Origin of the sequence: Phocaeicola coprophilus DSM 18228 = JCM 13818 (assembly GCF_000157915.1) — a bacterium.
GTDB lineage: Bacteria > Bacteroidota > Bacteroidia > Bacteroidales > Bacteroidaceae > Phocaeicola > Phocaeicola coprophilus.
The window spans coordinates 293,940-309,636 of record NZ_EQ973650.1; the positions used below are offsets into that span (position 1 = coordinate 293,940).

The following is a 15,697-nucleotide window of genomic DNA, read 5'->3' on the forward strand; positions in this document are numbered from 1 at the left end:
GAAAAAGAAAAAGCTGCTCTTCTTTTCCGAAGGCAGCTTGTGTTGCTAACTAACTTATTAAAACTATTGTATGGGGATGTTTCTTCTTTGATTTTATTCTATAAACAAGGAAAACGGCTCAGTTGTTTAAGGAATAAATGTTATTTAACATCCCTTATGACTGTTCGGGGCAATAAAAAAGCGGCAACTTGTGTAAGTTACCGCTTTTTGTATGTGTGTAAGGAGTAATAGTTTTCGGGGAATTATGCGTTAACACGTTTTTCCTGAATTCTAGCTTTCTTACCGGTAAGAGCACGCAGGTAATACAATTTAGCACGGCGAACTTTACCCACTTTGTTAACTGTGATGCTGTCGATAGCCGGAGATTCCAGAGGGAAAATACGTTCTACACCAACAGTTCCGGACATTTTACGTACAGTGAAACGTTTCTTTTCACCATGTCCTGAGATTTTGATAACAACACCACGGTACAACTGTACACGTTCCTTGTTACCTTCAACGATACGGTATGCTACGGTAATAGTGTCACCAGCTTTGAATGAAGGATGCTGTTTTCCAGTAGCAAATGCTTCTTCTGCAATTTTAATAAAATCCATTTTTTCTTAGTTTATTAATTGTTTGATCGTTACAACGCAACATATCAAGTAACTCTTCTTTGACAGCGATTGCGCGAAAGCGGTGCAAAGTAAGTGATTTTTTGTAAAATAGGCAAGTTTTTCAATCTTATTTTTTGATGATTTCCAGGAAATAATTGAAGGCTTTCCATTTTTCATCAATTTTACCTACCTTTGTCTGATAAAGATTTGCTGAAATATGAACGAATGGATTAGAAAATATGGCTTGAAAGCTGTAATGGGAGCCGGCTTGTTGTTGCTGGCAGGATGTCAGTCCAATTATTCTCTGGTTCGTGTAGAAGGAGGACGCGTTCCGATTACTGCGGTGTATGATGAGTATCCGGATAAGGAAGCTGAAAAGTTGATAGAACACTATAAAGAAAAAGTAGACAGCATTATGTCACCCGTCATCGGATACGCTGCTGCAACTTTAACAGCGTATCGTCCCGAATCACCTTTGTCCAATTTGATTGCCGATGTGCTTCGTGACGGGGCAAAGCAGCTCACCGGTCAGCCGGCAGATGTTGCCGTCATGAATATGGGTGGAATCCGTAATGCTTTGCCTGAAGGGAATATTACTTATGGGACAATTTACGAGATAGCTCCGTTTGAAAATGCTTTGTGCGTGGTGACAATGGATGGCGCAACGTTGGAAACCCTGTTTTCTCAGATTGCATCTGTCCATGGAGAAGGGATTAGTGGCGCACAGCTGGTTATCACTTCCGACGGAAAACTTGAAGAGGCAAAGGTGGGCGGACGTAAGATTGAGAAAGATAAGGAATATACGATTGCAACGATCGATTATCTGGCTGAAGGCAATGATAAGCTGGAGGCTTTCCGTGATGCCAGGTCGAAGCAGGTGTCGAAGAAGCATTTGTTGCGGAATCTGCTGCTTGACTATGTGGCAAAGTGCGAGAAGGAAGGACGTGTGATCCAGGCTGAAACGGAAAACCGTATCATTGTCAGATAAACATGTTGGTATTAATAAAGATGAGTATGAAAATGAAAAGAATATGGACTTTCGGGCTGGTTGTTTTTTTGACAGGCGTACTGGCCGCCCAAAATGTTAAGTCACTGTATATTTATCACACCAACGATATGCATAGTCGTGTGGAGCCTTTCTCTGATACATTTGCTGATACTTTGCTGGCTGGCAAAGCCGGAATGGCCCGTCGTGCAGCTTTCTTGCAGCAAGAACGTAAGAAACACAAAGACTTGCTGTTGTTTGATGCAGGTGACTTCTCGCAGGGAACTCCGTTTTATAATTTGTTTAAGGGAGAGGTTGAAATCCGTCTGATGAATCACATGAAGTATGATGCCTGTGCCATCGGTAATCATGAATTTGACTTTGGACTTGAAAATATGGCACGTCTTTTTAAGATGGCTGAATTTCCTGTCGTATGTGCCAATTATGATGTAAAGGGAACTGTATTGGAGGGACTTGTCAAGGAATATGTCGTTTTGGAACGGAATGGCTTACGTATCGGTGTGTTTGGACTGGGAGCAAAACTTGACGGTTTGGTGGCTCATGAGAATTATGGACAGGTTCGGTTTGAAGATCCGGTTTCGGAAGGACAGCGCATTGCTGATTTGCTGAAAGAGCAGGAACAGTGTGATCTGGTGATCTGTCTGTCTCATCTGGGATGGAAAGGTGAACCTTATTCTGATGTAGAACTGATTGAGAATACGCGCAACATTGATCTTGTGATAGGCGGACATTCTCATTCTTTCTTTGAAGAGCCTGTCTTTTATAAGAATCTGGATGGGGTGGAAGTTCCTGTTCAGCAGATGGGAAAACACGCTGCCTTTGTTGGAAAAATGGTTGTTCAAATGCAAAAAGATAAATAGCCTATGGTGAAACGGATAGCTTGGCTCGGATTATGTTTGCTCTTTGTCGGGCAGATGTTGGCTCAGACCCCTCATGTCTTGCAGCAGGTGGAAGATACAGCTGCATGCAGGAGGTGGGTTGAATCATTGATGGGCAAAATGACTTTGAAGCAGAAGATCGGACAGCTGTTTATTCATACGGTAGCTCCGATCCAGACAGCAAAGAATAAAGCCAATATTACAGCGGCAGTGCGTGAATACGGAGTCGGAGGGCTTTTGTTTTCCGGCGGTGAACTGGAACGTCAGGTGCAACTGACCAACATGGCCCAGGAATTGGCGGATATTCCATTGCTCATCACGTTCGATGGAGAATGGGGATTGGCCATGCGGTTGAAAGAAACTCCTCAGTTTCCGCGTAATCGTTTTTTAGGATGTATCCAGCACGATTCGCTGTTGTATGAATATGGCCGTGAAGTTGCCCGCCAGCTGAAACTGATAGGCGTTCATGTGAATTTTGCTCCGGTGGCAGATATTGACAATAATCCGGATAATCCGGTGATCAATACCCGTTCTTTCGGAAGTGTACCTGAGAATGTGGCCCACAAGGTTATTGCCTATTCTAAGGGATTGGAAGACGGGGGAGTGCTGGCAGTCTGCAAACATTTTCCCGGACACGGTGATACGGATACGGATTCTCACAAGAAGCTTCCTGTGTTGAACTTTGATCGTGCCCGTCTGGACAGCATTGAACTTTATCCTTTCCGTCAGGCTGTTCAGGCTGGAATCGGAGGAGTTATGGTTGGACATTTGCAAGTGCCTCAGATCGGGCGGAAGCCTGCATCCATTTCTTCGGCTCTCGTTCGGGATTTATTGAAGAAGGATCTGGCTTTCTCCGGACTGGTGTTTACGGATGCGCTGGAAATGAAAGGTATTTCCGGGAACGAAGGTGTATGCGCCCAGGCTTTACAGGCTGGAAATGACTTGCTGCTGGCGCCACGTAATCTGAAGCGTGAACTGGATGCCGTGCTGAATGCCGTGAAAGCCGGAAAGCTGACTGAAGCGGATATTGATGAACATTGCCGCAAGGTACTTACTTATAAATATGCTTTAGGATTGTCTCGTCGTCCGGCTCCTGTTCCGTCGGATGTACGGAAACGTATTGAAACAGCTTCGACAAGGCGTTTGATCCGTCATTTGAACAATGCTTCGGTGACCGTACTGAAGAATGAAGAAGACATGCTCCCACTGGACTTGTCCCTGTCGGGAACCGTGTTGCTCAGTCTTTCTCCAAGCCTGGCCCAGGCATATCCTTTTTATAAAAGATTGCGTGAAGTAATTCCTGTCAATTGGGTTCGGGCAGATTTGGATTCCTTGCGTTCCCTGGAAAGAGTGCTTCGTCCGGCCCAGCAGGTTATCGTTGCCGTACACGAAAAGAATGTTGCCCAATATGCCTCTTTGCTGGAGCCGCTGGCTGCCGATAAGCCGGTGGTGCTGGTTTGTTTTCAGGATGGGGATGTTCTGCTTCCGCTGGAAAAGGCGGTAGCTTCAGCAGCTTCTGTGGTGCTGGCTCATTCAGACAGTGAATCCTTGCAGCATTATGTTGCGGATGTACTGTTGGGAAAAGCTTTGGTTGACGGACGGCTGTCTGTTCCGTTGGGGAATTTGTTTGCGGCAGGAACCGGTGTGACTTTAGATCCGAATCATCCGCGTGACTATAAGCCGGAGGATTTTAACATGAGTTCGGAGATCTTGTCTCAAATCGATACGATTGCAGAAGAAGGAATCAAGGCTGGTGCCTATCCGGGATGTCATGTGCTGATTATGCGGTATGGTTATCCGGTTTACAACAAATGTTTCGGTTCTCATACCTACGAAGGGAAACAGCCTGTCCGCGAGAATGATCTTTATGATCTGGCCTCACTCAGCAAGGCTTCTGCCACGTTGCTGGCCGTTATGAAATTATATGATGAGGGAAAATTCGGACTGACAGACAAGGCTTCACAATACCTTCCGTTCCTGCAGGGAACAAACAAGTCCCGAATTACTATTCAGGATTTGCTTTTCCATGAATCAGGCTTGCCTGCTTACTGGCCTTTCTATGAGGAGGTAATTGATACGAAAAGCTGCAAGGGAGGGCTGTTTACTAAACGTCCGGATGCTACGCATACCATACAGGTGGCTTCCAATTTATATGCTTGTACTGATTTTAAGTTGAATCCTCAGTGGGCTTCGCGCACTTCTTCACCGGAATATCCGGTACAGGTGGCCGAAAACTTATATATAAAGGAGGAATTCCGTCAGGTGATGCTGGATAAGATTGCTGAAATGCCGTTGAAAGGAAAGTCGTATCGGTATAGTTGCCTTAATTTTGTCTTGTTGAAAGAAATTGTGGAGCGTTTGGCTGGAATGCCGCTTGATGCATATCTGGACAGTACTTTCTACAAGCCGATGGGACTGACTCGTACCACTTATCATCCGCTGAAACACTTCCGTCCATCGGAAATCGTTCCTACGGTTCAGCAGGACTTTTTGAGAGGCGGTCCGTTGCGTGGTTATGCACACGATGAAATTGCAGCCTTGCTGGGCGGAGTTTCAGGAAATGCCGGACTGTTTTCCACGGCTCATGACGTAGCGGTCATCTGGCAGATGCTGCTCGACAGAGGAGTGTGCGGGGACCGCCGTTATCTTTCACGGGCAACGTGTGATCTTTTCATTACCTTGAAGTCGAAAAACAGTCGCCGGGGACTGGGCTTTGACAAGCCGGATACGGAGCATCCAGAGAATGGACCATGTGCAGCCGGAATTCCGGCCTCTGTCTTTGGTCATACGGGATTTACAGGTACTTGTGCCTGGGTGGATCCGGATAATGAACTGGTGTTCGTTTTCCTGAGCAACCGGATTTATCCGAATCCTTACGGGCGGAATGCTCTGATGAAACTGAATATACGTCCTCGTATCCAACAGGCAATGTATCAGTCACTAACGAAGTAAAACAATTTAGACTAGGTACAAATTATTTAGATTTTGTAATGTGGATGTTGCAATAAACACTAAAAACGTTACCTTTGTGACATCAATTAGTACTAATAAAATAACTTAACTTTTACAACAATGGCTTACGTAATTAGTGACGACTGTATCGCATGCGGTACTTGTATCGATGAATGCCCGGTAGGCGCAATCTCAGAAGGTGATAAATATTCTATCAATCCTGACGCTTGCACAGAATGTGGAACTTGTGCAGATGTTTGTCCTTCTGAAGCTATTCACCTGGGATAATCGAAAGTCGTTTTTATGACAATTTATACAGAGCTACTTCTTCTGAGGCGGCTCTGTTTTTTTTTACCCTAAAAAGGGTATTGTGATATTTCGCTTTTTCTCCTACTTTTGTGGTTATTAAATGTTTTGTTATGGCAAAGATACATCAACAACTGACCGAACTGATCGGGCATACTCCTCTGCTGGAATTGCAGAAACTGGCCCGTTTGCATCAAAGCAAAGCGAGAATCATCGCCAAACTGGAATATTTTAATCCGGGAGGAAGTGTCAAAGATCGTGTTGCACTGGCTATGATCGAAGACGCAGAGCGCAGGGGAATCCTGAAGCCCGGAGCTGTTATCATTGAGCCTACCAGTGGAAACACTGGAGTAGGACTGGCCTGGGTAGCCGGGGTGAAAGGGTATAAGACCATACTTACCATGCCTGAAACCATGAGTCTGGAACGGCAGAATCTGCTGAAAGCTATGGGAGCGCAGCTGGTTCTGACTTCTGGAGAAAAAGGAATGAGCGGAGCCATTGAAAAAGCCAACGAATTGCGTGACACTACTCCGAGTGCTGTGATCCTTCAGCAGTTTGAAAATCCTGCCAATCCGGAAGCACATGTTCGTACGACGGCCGAGGAAATCTGGGCCGATATGGACGGACAGGTGGATGTGTTCGTCGCCGGAGTGGGGACGGGCGGAACTTTGAGCGGAACAGGAAGAGGACTGAAAGTTCATAATCCGGCTGTGGAAATCATTGGTGTGGAACCGGATTCTTCTGCGGTTTTGTCAGGTGACAAACCGGGCCTGCATAAGATTCAGGGGATCGGAGCCGGTTTTGTTCCGAAGACATACGATGCCAGTGTCGTTGATAAAGTGATTCGTGTGGCAGACGATGATGCTATCCGGACAGGACGTGAACTTTCTTTGCAGGAAGGCTTGCTGACAGGTATTTCGTCGGGAGCGGCTGTCTTTGCAGCCCTGCAGCTGGCCCGGCAGCCGGAATATGCAGGCAAGAATATCGTTGTATTGCTTCCTGACACCGGTGAGCGCTATCTTTCGACTGTGCTGTATGCTTTTGAGGACTATCCTCTTTGATAAGGAAAACGGAGTTCAGATGTAATATTCCACAACGTCGACAAGGCCCGAGCGGAGTGCATGACGGATGGCTTCGTGGGCGTTGTTGACACCCAGTTTCCGGAAAATATTTTTGCGGTGAGTCATGACGGTATATATACTCAGGAAGCGTTCTGAGGCAATATCCTTGGTGCTTTTTCCCAATGCCATAGCCCGGAGTATTTCTTTTTCTGTCGTGGTAAGCGGAGAGACAGCGTCTGTTGTCTTCCCGGATTGTTTCAGCCAGGCGGCCACTTTCCCGGTGAGATAAGGACGTCCTTCCGTTGCTTCGGTGAGGCATTCCCGGATTTCTTTCAGGGAGGAATCTTTCGGCAGCATGCAGAAGAGAGCCTGACTGAACACCAGCCGGCGGGTCAGTTCCTGATTCAGTGAATCACAGAACAGAATAAAGGGAGCACGTGGAAAGCGTTCTTTCAAGGCTGACAGCTGACTTTCCGTGCAATCAAACAGGGTATAATCGATTACGGCTACTGCTTCCGGATCTGCAAGCAGGGCTCGGGTCAGCTCGCTCCGGCTGTCTGCCTCCGTGACGGTGCTGAAGAGAGAGGCGCATTCTGTAACGGCCAGTGCCTGCATCCCCCGTCGTGTGATATCCTGATTGTCGGCCAGTATAAGTGTTCTTTTCATAAAATCCCTTTCTGGAAAGAACAACCAGTCTTTTCTGAATGTTCATTTTAAGGCATAAAAAAACGCTTCGGCGTTTGACTTTGAACGTCGAAACGTTTTAGGTCAAACGCCGAAGCGTTTTAAAAAAAGCCCGAAGGGTTTTAATCCCTTCAGGCTTTCAATGGTATGTTTCGTCTTATTTCAGGCGTGCCAGTGTTTCCTTGATGCGCTTCATGGCTTCCACGATGTTCTCATCGGAAGTTGCATAGCTCATACGGATACATTCGGGAGCTCCGAAAGAAGTTCCGCCCACGCAAGCCACATGACCTACTTCCAGCAGATACATAGCCAGGTCATCAGCGTTGTTGATAACGCGGTCGCCGTCCTTCTTGCCGAAGAAAGAATCACATTTCGGGAAGAGGTAGAAGGCACCTTGCGGGTGATTTACTTCGAATCCCGGGATTTCTTTAGCCAGCTTGACGATCAGGTCGCGGCGGCGTTCAAACGCCTTGCGCATTTCTTCTACAGGAGCCTGTGTACCGGTGTAAGCAGCTTCAGCGGCTTTCTGAGATACAGAGCAAGGTCCTGAAGTATATTGTCCCTGCAGCTTGTTGACACCTTTCACAATCCATTCCGGTCCGGCAATGAAACCGATACGCCATCCGGTCATTGCATAAGCTTTGGATACACCGTTGACGATGACAACGCGGTCTTTGATTTCAGCGAACTGAGCGATGCTCTGGTGCTTGCCGATGTAGTTGATGTGTTCATAAATTTCGTCGGCAACAACGATGACACGTTCATGTTTAGCCAGAACTGCAGCCAGTCCGGCCAGTTCTTCCTGTGAATATACAGATCCGGTCGGGTTTGACGGAGAGCAGAGGATCAGGACACGGGTTTTCGGAGTGATGGCAGCTTCCAGCTGTTCCGGAGTGATCTTGAAGTCCTGTTCGATGCCGGCACGTACGATAACGGGAGTACCTTCAGCCAGCTTCACCATTTCCGGATAGCTTACCCAGTAAGGAGCCGGAACGATTACTTCATCACCTTTGTTCACCAAAGCCAGAATCGTGTTGCAGACAGATTGCTTGGCACCATTGGCACAGCTGATCTGAGCGGCGGTATATTCCAGACCGTTTTCCTTCTTCAGCTTTTCTACGATGGCATTCCGCAGAGCCGGATATCCGGCTACGGGAGAGTAGCGTGAGTAGTTCTCGTCAATTGCCTTTTTGGCAGCTTCTTTGATGTGGTCAGGAGTATCGAAATCGGGTTCTCCCACACTCAGGTTGATAACGTCAACGCCTTGAGCCTTGAGCTCACTGCTTTTTTGTGACATAGCCAGTGTCGCCGATGGAGACAGGCTGTTCAAACGATCTGAAAGTTGATTCATGTTAGTTTTATTTAAGTTAGAGTTGTTTTGTATTTAAAGTGTCCGTATCATTTACGGTCACCCAGGATCCGCAGCAGATAGAGGAACAGGTTAATGAAGTCCAGATAAAGAGTCAGGGCTCCCATCAGTGCGATCTTCTGGGTTGTCTCGTTTACTTCGATATCTTCTCCGCTCAGCATTTGCTTGATCTTCTGTGAATCATAGGCTGTCAGTCCTACGAACAGCAGCACGCCTACGTAAGAAATGATCAGATCCATCATGGAATTGTGCAGGAACATGTTGACGAGTGAGGCGATTATGAGTCCGATCACTCCCATGATGCACAAGTTGCCGATGCGTGTGAGATCTTTCTTGGTGGCATAGCCGAACAAAGCCATTGCTCCGAACGTTCCTGCGGTGACAAAGAATGTCGTGGCTATTGAACTCATGGTGTAAATGAGGAACAGCATGGACATTGTGACTCCGTTCAGGATAGAGTAGACAATGAACAGGATGGTTGCTGTCGTAAAGGAGATGCGGTTGATGCGGGCCGACATGTAGAATACCAGACCGAACTCAGCAATCAGCACTCCCCAGAAAGCCATCTGGTTTTGCAGCATAAGATTCAGCAATGTGTAGGATTTGGCTACATACAGAGCGGTGAATCCGGTGATGACCAGTGCAAGAGTCATCCATACATACACGCTCCGGAACAGGCTGGCCTGTGCGACCGAGCGTGTAAATGTTTTGGTTATTTCGTTTGTTTCCATGGTTTGCAGTTTAATTATTTATTGAAATGCAGGGTGTGTCCCATACGTTCTTTTTTGGTATGCAGGTAACGTTCGTTATAAGGATTAGGAGTTACTTCGATAGGAACGTTTTCCACGATTTCCAGTCCGTAAGCTTCCAGACCGACACGTTTCACCGGATTGTTGGTCAGCAGACGCATCTTGTGGATACCGATTTCGCGGAGAATCTGTGCACCTACACCATAATCTCTTTCATCCACCTGATGTCCCAGACAAAGGTTGGCGTCAACAGTGTCCATACCTTCTTCCTGCAGTTTGTAGGCTTTCATCTTTTCCATCAGTCCGATGCCGCGTCCTTCCTGGTTCAGGTAAACGATAGCACCTTTGCCTTCTTTTTCGATGCGTTCCATTGCTTTGTGAAGCTGGTCGCCGCAGTCACAGCGCATAGAGCCGAAGATGTCTCCGGTTGCACAGGAAGAGTGTACACGTACAAGTACCGGTTCGTCTTCCTTGAATTCACCTTTGATCAGGGCTACATGTTCCAGGCCGTTGCTTTTCTGGCGGAACGGGATCAGACGGAAGTGACCGTGAGAAGTCGGCATATCTACTTCCACACCTTTTTCTACCAGTGATTCCTGTTTCAACCGGTAAGCAATCAAGTCAGCGATAGAGATCAGTTTGAAGCCATATTCATCAGCCATTTTCTTCAGTTCCGGCAGACGGGCCATGGTTCCGTCTTCGTTCATGACTTCCATCAGTGCTGCTGCGGGATAAAGTCCGGCCAGACGAGCCATATCTACACTTGCTTCAGTATGTCCGGCACGGCGCAAAACTCCTTTTTCCTGTGCATACAGCGGGTTGATATGTCCCGGACGTCCGAAAGTTTCGGGAGTAGAAGTCGGGTCAGCCAGTGCACGGATGGTAGCGGCACGGTCAGCAGCAGAAACTCCGGTGCTGCATCCTTCCAGTTTGTCGACGGTTACGGTAAAGGGAGTTCCCAATACAGATGTATTGTTGTTTACCTGATGTGGAAGATCAAGTTCTTCACAACGGGAAATGGTAATCGGGGCACACAGCACGCCTCTGGCATGTTTCAGCATGAAGTTTACTTTCTCGGGAGTGATCTTTTCAGCGGCAATGATCAGGTCGCCTTCATTTTCACGGTCTTCGTCATCCACTACAATGACAAATTCGCCCTTGCGGAAATCTTCAATTGCTTCTTCAATTGTATTCAGTTTTATTTTCTCCATAATGCTTGTTTATAGGGTTATAAAAGATTAGTTCGTATATGGTTTTCCAATTCTTCGTTCGTCTTGAGTATCACTTTCAGATCTTTGTCCAGTCTCACCCGATACCGCCAGATGTTGAGCCATACCAGCAGTCCGGCCGGAACGATGATTCCAAAAATCAGATTCAGCCAGCGGTTGTCGAACAGGCTCTTATGAGCTTTAACCGACAAGTAAGGATATTTGTTCAGCATGTTCAGCAGGATGTTGTCCTTGCTGTTTGAAAGTTCCTCGATCAGATTTTCCATTTGCAGGCTGATTTCCCGGATTGCATCGTCGTGTTCGTTGTTGGTGAAGATCTGGAAGTAATTAGGAGGTCCCAGCAGCTTATGCTTATTGGCATAATCCTGGCATTGTCCGCTGATGGCTTCCAGACGGTTTACGACGTCTGCATAGTCGGGAGTATGAATAATAACTTCCTTTTTGAAGATGTGCCGGCTCTGACGGATGCCGAGCAGTTTCCGGAAGAAAGCAATGTAAACATCAATGTTGAATACGACGGAGTCCTTGTTTGACTTGTAGGTCAGGAATCCTCCCAGCGGAGCCAGAACGAGGGTACTCATCCAGGTTCCTAATATAATGTTCATTTCACCACTTTTGGCTACACGTGTTGCTCCTGAGTCGATGATGTAATACAGGATAAAGATCAGCACGGACAGAACCACAGGCATACCCAGTCCTCCTTTTCGGATAATGGCACCCAGCGGAGCTCCGATAAAGAAGAAAATGATGCAGGCCAGTGAAAGAGTTATCTTCTTATGCCAGTCAGAGCGGTGCCCGCGGATATTGGCATCTGTTTCCTTGGTCAGATAACTTTTCATGCTCCAGTCGGATGAAAGGGACGAAAGCCGGTTCTCACAAGTAGAAAGAGTTTTGAGCTTTTCGGCAGAAGTCAGTGTGTTGAAAACGCTGTCTATATTGATGACTGAGAGTTTTTCTTCCTGAATTTTGACGGAGTCCGACTTGCTTAATATGGGCGCTTTGTAGGTTGACTGCATGATGTCGCTGTGCATGGAACGTCCCAGACTGTCCGCATAGGCAGTCAGAGAGTCAATGGCATGCGTAATTTCGTTCATGTTCTTGATATCCGAACGCCGGTTCAGGAAGTTTCCGTCAACCATGTTGAATTGTGTGTCGAATTGGATGAGTGTATGCTTTTCCCGGAATGTCTCTCTCCGGTAAGGAACATTTCTGGATAATCCGGCTTGCGACTTCAGGTTTTCAAACTGCTCACCATTGTAAAGGTGCAGATACAGGTGTTGCTTGTCGGCGGTCAGTTCCAGCTTTCCTTCGGCAGCCCAGATGATATGTGCATTTTCAAATCCGTCAGAGAAGTTGTAGATCAGTACATCTTTCAGAATACCGGTTTCACGGTCTTTCTGCTTTACGTAAATGTTGTATCCGTCGATATCGCTGTAGAAAACACCTTCGGGGATATCTACTTCGGGCGACTTCTGTTTCATGGAAACGATGAGCGTCCACAGTTCCTTTTGTGCCTTGGGGCCGACTACGTTCTGAAAGAAAAAGGAAGTCAGTCCGAGCAGTACGCAAAAGAGAATGACCGGTTGCATGATGCGCAGCAACGGAATACCGGCGGCTTTCATGGAAAGCAGCTCATAACGCTCGCCGAAGTTTCCGAATGTCATCAGGGCAGCCAGCAGGATAGCCAGAGGAAGTGATAATGGAATCAGTGTCAGTGCCGAGAGAAAGAAGAACTGGGCCAGGACTTTTATTTCCAGACCTTTTCCCACCAGTTCGTCTACGTATCTCCACAGGAACTGCATCATGAAGATGAACAGACAGATGAAAAAAGTTCCTGCGAAGAGCAGCAGGAAACTTTTCAGTACAAATATGTCGAGCTTTTTTATGCGTAGCATGCTTGTTTACTATTATCAAAGTGCAAAAATAGCATAAAAAGCGGACAGAAAGACTATGTTTTGAATATTTTTAGATTTATAGTCCGCAAACTCTTCTCAGGACTTCGATTTGGGAATCCCAAAGGCTTCTGACATCCTCTTCTTCTCCCGGATCTGCAAAGTCGGTAACTTCCAGCAAATAGTCGGAGGTCAGTTCGTTGTAATTCATTTTAAGTTCAAAGAATGTTTTGGTATCTTCGTCGGCCCAGTGAAATCGGATGAATGATTCTGTTCTGAAATTGATGACTTCTGCTTTTCGGGTTTCTGTTTTTCCCCATTGGAAAGTGAAGAGTTTGCCTACGTTGGAAACTTTGTCGGCAAACCATCGCTGTAAGCCGGAAGGAGTACTGATTGTTGCCCATATAATGCTCCCGGAAGAGGGATTTAGTGGGTATTCAATGCGTATTTTCTTTTTCATGGTCGGTTTTTCTTATTTTGAGTTTAAAGATAACGGCGACAAATTAAAGTAATTTTTTGTATACTGCATAGGATAATATCTGTTTTTTTGTAAAGCCCTGTAATTTTTACCCGAAGATCGTGCGGGAAGAGGAAAGTGAGGAAAAAGTTTGCATTTTTTTAGCGAAGGTATTGCGTAATTCAAAAATATGATTTACCTTTGCACCCGCAATCGAGAAATGATGGCGGGATAGCTCAGCTGGTTAGAGCGCATGATTCATAATCATGAGGTCCCCGGTTCAATCCCGGGTCCCGCTACAAGGAAACGATTAGGCCGTTGGGTGGCTTCCACGCCTGGCGGTTCTTTTTAAATGATGGCGGGATAGCTCAGCTGGTTAGAGCGCATGATTCATAATCATGAGGTCCCCGGTTCAATCCCGGGTCCCGCTACTGTAAGGCATTTAAGAATATAATTTCTTAGATGTCTTTTTTGTTTTTATACACCATCCTGTATATTGAAATTCGGTAGAATGTTTTGTGTTTCAAAAAATAATATATATATATTTACAAACTCAATCAGTTATGAGAATCATAGCAAGAAGCAAGGTTGTTGAATACTATACAGAACATCCAGGCGAAACTTTCAGAACTTCTTGGGTTAGCCCATCACGTGTCAGCGATTATTTGACAGGTCGTTGCGAACAGCCTTGATTTTCAACAGGCTGCATCGTGCGTTCGTTGAGCCCGAATCGTGCGGTCGTTGAAGCCTGATCGAGCGGTCGATTGAGCCGGATCGTGCGGTCGTTTCCGGCCCGTTGAACGGACATTGTGAAAACGCTCTCCAAAGACTCCCGGATTCCTTTGCGGAAGTTGTGAGGGCGGTGTGCCTGCCCGTTTGCGAAGAAGGCTGCTTCCACCTGAGCGGAAACAGCCTTGTTGAAACAACGGAGTTTACTTCCCGGACAAATCCGGAAAATCTCTTGAATTTATTTTAAGGGAATACTGCTTCTTACTGCTGCGGCAGAACTGGAAGAAGCCGATACCGACTTGCGTGTGCAATAATCAAATTCTGCTGATTTTTCCCCGCTGAAAGAGTTCCATTTTAATGTCAGTTTCACGGTCTTTCCTTCGGTGTCCGGCAGGCGGTCCAGATTGAAGGCTACCAAAGCATCTGCTTCTCTGCCGTATACATCGCCATAGGCGTTATGACGGAATTCTACGACATACGGATTGTCAGTTTCCGGAACGTGGAGCAGATTGACAAAGTGTGCCTTTCCCATGTCGCTTCTCAGAGTGCGGAAACGGAGGGTTAAATAGCCGTCTTCTGCCAAAGTAACCCAGTCGTTGACTATTTCTACCGGGTCGGTTCCATAAACGGCATCGTTGTCTGAACCCAGCAGGGGAGCGATTGGTTTGGTCAGGATACTGTCTATCCAGTTGATGTGTATGGCCTTGCTGTAATTGCCGTGTGCCTCGTCGGTCTCAACATAGTTGACCAGTGCCCGCACTTCCTTTTCTCCGAATGGGGAAGTGGCCAGATTGGTAGGAAGCAACGTGGTGCTGTCATCCAGTTGCAGGTAGAAGGAATTGTCTTGCTGAGGCTTGACCGTTACCAGTGCATTGGGATATGGTAATACATAATACGAGTAATTGTCTTCTTTGCATGACTGAAAGCCGAAAGCACAGTAGCATGCGGTTAGCCCGACGATCCATTGAGTTAGTTTAGAACAGGTTTTCATACGTCACGTTATTTATCATTAAACTTCATTCTTTGTCTAGTAAATGGAATTTGAATGAAATACTGCGTAATAAATTGTTAAATTCAACCTGTTGCAATGCATTTATTCCTCAGGTATTCCCAGAAAACGGAGAATGTCACAGGCTTCGTCAGCGATGAAGTCGGGGTTGTATGCTTCCAGTTCGGTACGCGGACGGAATCCCCAGCTTGCTCCAATGGTTGTTACTCCGGCATTCTTTCCGGTTTCCATGTCCACGCAGGAATCACCGATGTAGGCTACGTCTTCCCGGGACACATCGGCTTTTTCCATAATTTCCAGTACGGCCTGCGGATCCGGTTTGGCTGGAACTCCTTCCCGCTGGCCCAGCACTTCAACGAACTGGATGTCCGGGAAATATTGTGCAATCAGTTTGCTGGTAGCTGCCTGGTATTTGTTGGAAGCCACTCCGATCAGAATCTGGTTTGCCTGTAAGGTGTGCAGCACCTGCTCAATTCCCGGATAAGGCCGGCTGAGGTCTGCATTGTGTATATTATAATAAGGTATAAACTGCGAACGGATCTTCAGGACATTGGCTTCTGTCCGTTCTGTTTCGGGCAGGGCACGTTCGAACAGTTTGTTGATGCCGTTGCCTACGAAATAGCGGTAAGCATCGGTGTCGTGGGTAGGATAGCCGTAATGTTGCAGGGCGTGGTTGGTGGCGGCAGCCAGGTCGGCGATGGTATTCAGCAGCGTACCATCCAGATCGAATATCACAAGCTTCTTCATAAAATTCTGTTTTTGTGACCGCAAAGGTATAAC

General features: G+C 46.7%; 15 protein-coding genes and 2 tRNA genes. 8 read left to right on the plus strand and 9 right to left on the minus strand.

The annotated features are described in order from the left end of the window. Positions 1 to 228: hypothetical protein (locus BACCOPRO_RS18355; protein WP_218958672.1), on the plus strand; the 228-nt coding region annotated here is incomplete at its 5' end. A 14-nt stretch (positions 229 to 242) separates the two neighbouring features. Here the strand turns inward: BACCOPRO_RS18355 and rplS are convergent. Continuing rightward, positions 243 to 596: a 50S ribosomal protein L19 gene (rplS, locus tag BACCOPRO_RS15645; RefSeq protein WP_008145169.1), complete on the minus strand. Its 354-nt coding sequence runs from the start codon at positions 594 to 596 to the stop codon at positions 243 to 245. Between the two features lie 217 nt (positions 597 to 813). Between rplS and BACCOPRO_RS15650 the strand changes: the two genes are divergently transcribed. The 5 genes from BACCOPRO_RS15650 (at position 814) to cysK (ending at position 6,799) form a co-directional block, all read left to right on the plus strand. Next, on the plus strand, positions 814 to 1,584 hold the full coding sequence (locus BACCOPRO_RS15650) for a 5'-nucleotidase C-terminal domain-containing protein (RefSeq protein WP_008145172.1): 771 nt from the start codon (positions 814 to 816) through the stop codon (positions 1,582 to 1,584). A gap of 32 nt (positions 1,585 to 1,616) precedes the next feature. Beyond that, positions 1,617 to 2,462: a bifunctional metallophosphatase/5'-nucleotidase gene (locus BACCOPRO_RS15655; protein ID WP_040311605.1), complete on the plus strand. Its 846-nt coding sequence runs from the start codon at positions 1,617 to 1,619 to the stop codon at positions 2,460 to 2,462. 3 nt (positions 2,463 to 2,465) lie between these two features. Continuing rightward, complete coding sequence (locus BACCOPRO_RS15660; protein ID WP_008145176.1) at positions 2,466 to 5,432, plus strand: serine hydrolase domain-containing protein; 2,967 nt, start codon at positions 2,466 to 2,468, stop codon at positions 5,430 to 5,432. Positions 5,433 to 5,552: 120 nt separating this feature from the next. Next, complete coding sequence (gene fdxA, locus BACCOPRO_RS17670) at positions 5,553 to 5,720, plus strand: 4Fe-4S ferredoxin (RefSeq protein ID WP_007557742.1); 168 nt, start codon at positions 5,553 to 5,555, stop codon at positions 5,718 to 5,720. A gap of 131 nt (positions 5,721 to 5,851) precedes the next feature. After that, the gene (gene cysK / locus BACCOPRO_RS15665; RefSeq protein WP_008145177.1) at positions 5,852 to 6,799 is read left to right on the plus strand and encodes a cysteine synthase A; all 948 of its coding nucleotides are present in this window, start codon (positions 5,852 to 5,854) and stop codon (positions 6,797 to 6,799) included. A 15-nt stretch (positions 6,800 to 6,814) separates the two neighbouring features. Here cysK and BACCOPRO_RS15670 read toward each other — a convergent pair whose 3' ends face one another. The 6 genes from BACCOPRO_RS15670 to BACCOPRO_RS15695 all read right to left on the minus strand — a co-directional run bounded on the left by BACCOPRO_RS15670 (position 6,815) and on the right by BACCOPRO_RS15695 (position 13,182). Beyond that, positions 6,815 to 7,465: a response regulator transcription factor gene (locus tag BACCOPRO_RS15670; protein WP_008145178.1), complete on the minus strand. Its 651-nt coding sequence runs from the start codon at positions 7,463 to 7,465 to the stop codon at positions 6,815 to 6,817. 175 nt (positions 7,466 to 7,640) lie between these two features. Next, complete coding sequence (locus BACCOPRO_RS15675) at positions 7,641 to 8,834, minus strand: pyridoxal phosphate-dependent aminotransferase (RefSeq protein WP_008145180.1); 1,194 nt, start codon at positions 8,832 to 8,834, stop codon at positions 7,641 to 7,643. A gap of 47 nt (positions 8,835 to 8,881) precedes the next feature. Then, positions 8,882 to 9,583 (minus strand): Bax inhibitor-1/YccA family protein, encoded by a 702-nt coding sequence (locus BACCOPRO_RS15680; protein ID WP_008145181.1) that lies wholly within the window; start codon positions 9,581 to 9,583, stop codon positions 8,882 to 8,884. A 14-nt stretch (positions 9,584 to 9,597) separates the two neighbouring features. Next, complete coding sequence (locus tag BACCOPRO_RS15685) at positions 9,598 to 10,812, minus strand: bifunctional 3,4-dihydroxy-2-butanone-4-phosphate synthase/GTP cyclohydrolase II (protein ID WP_008145182.1); 1,215 nt, start codon at positions 10,810 to 10,812, stop codon at positions 9,598 to 9,600. A gap of 17 nt (positions 10,813 to 10,829) precedes the next feature. Beyond that, the gene (locus BACCOPRO_RS15690; RefSeq protein ID WP_008145183.1) at positions 10,830 to 12,725 is read right to left on the minus strand and encodes an LptF/LptG family permease; all 1,896 of its coding nucleotides are present in this window, start codon (positions 12,723 to 12,725) and stop codon (positions 10,830 to 10,832) included. Between the two features lie 76 nt (positions 12,726 to 12,801). Further along, positions 12,802 to 13,182, minus strand: a complete 381-nt coding sequence (locus BACCOPRO_RS15695) for an START-like domain-containing protein (RefSeq protein WP_008145184.1) — start codon at positions 13,180 to 13,182, stop codon at positions 12,802 to 12,804. 222 nt (positions 13,183 to 13,404) lie between these two features. On the opposite strand from BACCOPRO_RS15695, the gene BACCOPRO_RS15700 reads away from it, so the two are divergent. Together BACCOPRO_RS15700 and BACCOPRO_RS15705 are read left to right on the plus strand one after the other, a co-directional pair. Further along, a tRNA-Met gene (locus BACCOPRO_RS15700) sits at positions 13,405 to 13,478 on the plus strand. A 58-nt stretch (positions 13,479 to 13,536) separates the two neighbouring features. Further along, positions 13,537 to 13,610 (plus strand) — tRNA-Met (locus BACCOPRO_RS15705). Between the two features lie 536 nt (positions 13,611 to 14,146). Here the strand turns inward: BACCOPRO_RS15705 and BACCOPRO_RS15710 are convergent. Next, positions 14,147 to 14,899, minus strand: a complete 753-nt coding sequence (locus tag BACCOPRO_RS15710) for a NigD1/NigD2 family lipoprotein (RefSeq protein ID WP_008145186.1) — start codon at positions 14,897 to 14,899, stop codon at positions 14,147 to 14,149. Between the two features lie 102 nt (positions 14,900 to 15,001). Beyond that, complete coding sequence (locus BACCOPRO_RS15715; RefSeq protein ID WP_008145188.1) at positions 15,002 to 15,664, minus strand: HAD family hydrolase; 663 nt, start codon at positions 15,662 to 15,664, stop codon at positions 15,002 to 15,004. Positions 15,665 to 15,697 lie beyond the last annotated feature (33 nt).